The sequence below is a fragment of the Janibacter sp. LM genome (assembly GCF_039631275.1).
Lineage (GTDB): Bacteria > Actinomycetota > Actinomycetes > Actinomycetales > Dermatophilaceae > Janibacter > Janibacter terrae.
The window spans coordinates 1-4,214 of sequence record NZ_JBDIVG010000055.1 but is presented as its reverse complement, the minus strand read 5'-3'; the positions used below and the strand labels follow the sequence as shown (position 1 = coordinate 4,214).

Genomic DNA, 4,214 nt, shown 5'->3' with positions numbered 1-4,214 from the left:
GTCCTCCCAGGCCGGAAATGACCCACGGATCAGTCAGGAGAGCCCGAATTCGCCACGCGCTCACATCACCAACCAACGCGCCCTCGAGGTATTCCGCGACCTCGGCATCGAAGATCAGGTGACCGGCTGGGCAACCCCTCAGTCCCAGATGGGCGAGCACGTCTTTGCCACGAGCCTCTCCGGTGAAGAGCTGGGACGCCTACGCACGTGGTACACCCACCCCCGCTTCCAGGCTGAGCACGATCTGGCCAGCCCCACAAGCATCTGCGACATACCGCAGCACCTCCTCGAACCCATCCTCGTGAACACCGCCTCCTCTCGCGGCAGCACCGTCCGGTTCAACACCGAGCTGCTGACGATCACCGACGCCGGCGACCACGTCGTTGCGCATGTCCGAGACCGGGTCACCGGTGGCGAGTACTCGATCCGAGCTCGCTACGCGATCGGGGCCGATGGAGGTAACTCCATCGTCGCTCAGCAGGCTGGTTTGCCGTTCGAGGGCGAGATGGGCGTGAGTAGCTCCATCAACGTCGACTTCGAGGCCGATCTGAGCCACCTCGTCAGTCACCGGCAGGGTGACATGTACTGGTTCATCCAGCCCGGAGTGGGCCACGACGGCAACGGTATCGGTGTCCTGCGCATGATCCGTCCATGGACGCGCTGGGTGGGGGTCTGGGGTTTCGAACCCTCCGATGGTCCGGCAGACCTGAGCGACGCCAACGGCGTACGTATCGCTCACAAGCTGATCGGGGACTCGTCCGTGCCTGTCCGGGTCGAGTCGATGTCCACGTGGGCGGTGAACAAAATGGTGGCCACCGACAACACCGCTGGACGCATCTTCTGCGTGGGGGATGCCGTTCACCGGCACTCCCCGATGAACGGACTCGGTTCCAACACCTCCGTCCAAGACAGCTTCAACCTGTGCTGGAAGCTCGCGCTCGTGCTGCGCGAGCAGGCCTCATCCGCGCTGCTGGAGACCTATCGGGATGAGCGGGTTCCAGTAGGTCGCCAAATCGTCGACCGGGCATCGCGGAGCAACGACCTCATGCCTCCACTCTTCATGGCGCTCCAGGTCCCACCGAACTGCGACGAGCAAACTCTCGAGACTGCTATCAAGCGGCTCGCCGAGCCGACGCCCGAGGGTCTGCAGCGCCGCCAAGAGTTCGACGCCGCCCTCGCCGGCACCCTGCTGTGCTTCAACGCCCACGGCATCGAGCTGAACCAGCACTACGACTCCGCAGCGGTTGTCACCGACGGCAGCGACGTCGAGATCCCTGAGCGTGACGAGGAGTTGCACTACTTTCCCTCCACGCGGCCCGGTCGGCACCTGCCGCACGCCTGGCTCACACGGGACCAACGTCGAGTGGCCTTGCTCGACCTGTGCGGTCGAGGACAGTTCACCCTGCTCACCGGAGTGGCTGGCGACGTCTGGCACGAGGCGGCCCGCACCGTCGCTGACGAGCTAGGTGTCGCCCTCACCATCCACGCCATCGGTCGTGGTTGCGAGCACCAGGACAGCTACGGCGACTTCGCTGCTGTCAGGGACATCGAGGACGACGGTGCGCTGCTCGTGCGCCCTGACCACATGATCGGGTGGCGGGCAGCCGACTCCTCCGGGGACGCGGCTGCTCGGTTGCGTGCCGCTCTGGGCGCGATCCTCGGGCGCGCGTAGTACTAGTCACGCCAGCCGGGATTGAAGACCCCGTCGAACTCTTTCTGGTCCAAGGACAGCACCCGCTGGACAACCCGATCGAGGTGCGCGACCATCTGCTCGCGTGCCTCGTCGGGTCGTCCCGCAGTGACCGCCGCGAGAATCTCCTCGTGGTCCTGCATGGAGGCGGCGAAATCCCACGTGTTGGTACCCGCGAAGTGCCGTAGCCGATGCAGCGGTAGTGGTAACAGTTGCCACTGGCGGGCGAGCAGCTTGTTGCCGCACCGGCGCACGATCCCACCGTGCACCAAGTCGTCGTGCTCGGTGAACGCCTCCGCCCCATGGTCCGGGTGGGGTCGCCTCATGTCGGCAACCACCTCGAAGAAGTAGTCGCGGTTGTCAGCCCGGTCGATGTGCGCGGCGACGAGCTCCGAGGCGAACCCCTCTAGCGCCATCCGCACCTCGAAGTAGTCATGGATGTCCTCACGACTGAGAACCCTCACGACGGCACCCCGGTTCGGGTAGAGGTCCAGGATCCCCTCCGCAGCCATCCGCTTGAGTACCTCACGAAGGGGGACTCTGCTCACCCGGTGACCGGTGGCAAGCCGCGACTCCGTCAGGCGTTCACCGGCGACGTAACGTCCCGCCGCGACCTCGGCGAAGATCTCCGCGTAGACCCGATCGGCCACCGATGGCGCCGGGGACGGGTCGACACCGGTGGAACCACCCTTCGGTGCACGGGACGCGGGCGGTGTACTCACGCAAACGAGGCTACCTGCACCGGACCGCAGTCGGCGTCCACCGCTGCGACGGGACAGCGCAGTCAGCCCGCTGCGCACTCGATGCACAGCCGGGCGGTGGGCCGGGCCTCGAGGCGGGCCGCGGCGATCGCTCGACCGCACCCTTCGCAGGCGCCGTACGTCCCGTGCCCGACCCGCTCGAGAGCCGCGTCGATCTCGCCGAGACGGGCCCGGGCCTGCTGGACCAGCGCATCCAGCTGCGAGCGCTCGAAGGCGATCGTCGCTCCCTCCGGGTCGTGCTCGTCGTCGGCATTGCTCCCTTCACTCGCCTCGACGAGGGCAGTGAAGTCCCCGGTGAGGGTCGCGAGGCGGGCGAGGGTCTCCCTTCGCTCGTCCTCGAGCAGGGGGCGTGGGTCGGTCATGCCGTCAGCGTGTCATCTTCTCGACCGCAGGAACGAGCACCTTCTCGACATCCGGCTTCATGGTGCGCGTGTACGTGTCGGTGACGTGCGAGGTCTGCCGGTAGATGAACACGCCGCCGATGACGGGGACGCAGGTCTTCTCCGGGCAGATGGCCTCCCGGAAGTCGATGATCCTGACGCTCGGCACCTTCTTGGCCGCGGCGCGGAACTCGTCGACGGAGCTGGACTCGACGCCCTCCTGCTTGTCGAAGGTGCACGCGGCGAGGTCGTCCATGTGCTCGGCGGCGCACTTGTAGACCTCGATGCCCGGACTCGGGTTGTCGAGGATCGCGAGCACCGGGATGCCGTGGTCGTCGAGCTCCTGCCACGACGCGGCGAGGGCGTCGGTCATCCCCTTGTGGGAGAGCGACTCGAGATCGTCGGGGTCCTCGAGGGCCTGGTCGATCCGGCTCGTCGTGAGGACGAGGTCCGGCTTCATGTCGAGGGCGATGTCCCTGACCTTGCTGTTCCAGTCGGCGCAGCTGGTGTAGATCTTCCCCTTCGCCAGCTGCACACCGGAGCTGAAGGCGCACGCCGACTTGGTGTACGACACCATCTTCCAGCCGTTCTCCTTGGCGAGCTCGTCGAGGACGGTCTGCCACTGGAGGATCTTCGAGTCGCCGACGACGAGGATCGTCTGCTTGCCGTCCGGGTCGCCGTACTCGCAGCGGATGGGCTCGGAGCTGTCCAGGCCGGCCTGGCACTCGTCCTCCTCGGCCATCGGCGCGAGGTCCTCGGTCACCCGGCTGATGTCGGGGACGAAGCCCTCCACGTCCTTGAGGCTCGCGACCGTCCCGGGGCGCGGCTGGCCGGCGGCGGGCTTCTCGTGCAGGACCGCCGCGCCCGGGGCGGCCGCGCCCCCGTCCGCGCCCGTCCCGCTCGAGGCCGGGACGGCCAGGACGAGGACGAGACCGGCGACGACGCCGATCGCCGAGAAGTTCGCGCCCATCGACAGGCTGAGCGGGTTGGAGACCGACAGCTTCGTGGAGAAGCGGATCGGGTTCTCGATGAAGCGGTAGGACAGGTACGCCGGGATGACGGAGAAGGCCGCCACGGCCAGTCCCCGCTTGAGGCTCAGCCCGTCCCAGTACGACTCCGCGGACACGAGCAGCGGCCAGTGCCAGAGGTAGAGCGAGTAGGAGAGCCCGCCGACCCACACCATGGGGCGAAGGGAGAGCACCGCGCCCGGTCCCATCGGGCTGCTGCTGAACCCGGAGACGATGACGGCGGCGGAGCCCAGGGTCGGCACGAGAGCGGCGTAGCCGGGCCACGCGGTCGCGGACGACAGGAGGAAGCCCCCGGCGACGACGGCGGCGAGGCCGACCCAGCCGAGCCCGGCGGGCTCTTCGCGGTTCGTGGTGA

Annotated in this window: 4 protein-coding genes; 1 reads left to right on the top strand and 3 read right to left on the bottom strand. The window is 67.6% G+C overall.

Annotated features, from left to right (window positions below; genetic code table 11):
* Nucleotides 1-1,672 (top strand): FAD-dependent monooxygenase (locus ABC138_RS17230; protein WP_345914438.1); only part of this gene is annotated, 1,672 nt, incomplete at its 5' end.
* Between the two features lie 2 nt (nucleotides 1,673-1,674).
* On the opposite strand, the gene ABC138_RS17225 is transcribed toward ABC138_RS17230, so the two are convergent.
* The 3 genes from ABC138_RS17225 to ABC138_RS17215 all read right to left on the bottom strand — a co-directional run.
* Nucleotides 1,675-2,412 (bottom strand): GntR family transcriptional regulator, encoded by a 738-nt coding sequence (locus ABC138_RS17225; RefSeq protein WP_032492312.1) that lies wholly within the window; start codon nucleotides 2,410-2,412, stop codon nucleotides 1,675-1,677.
* A 62-nt stretch (nucleotides 2,413-2,474) separates the two neighbouring features.
* Complete coding sequence (locus tag ABC138_RS17220) at nucleotides 2,475-2,813, bottom strand: TraR/DksA C4-type zinc finger protein (RefSeq protein WP_068329959.1); 339 nt, start codon at nucleotides 2,811-2,813, stop codon at nucleotides 2,475-2,477.
* 4 nt (nucleotides 2,814-2,817) lie between these two features.
* Nucleotides 2,818-4,214: acyltransferase family protein (locus tag ABC138_RS17215; RefSeq protein WP_345914437.1), on the bottom strand; the 1,397-nt coding region annotated here is incomplete at its 5' end.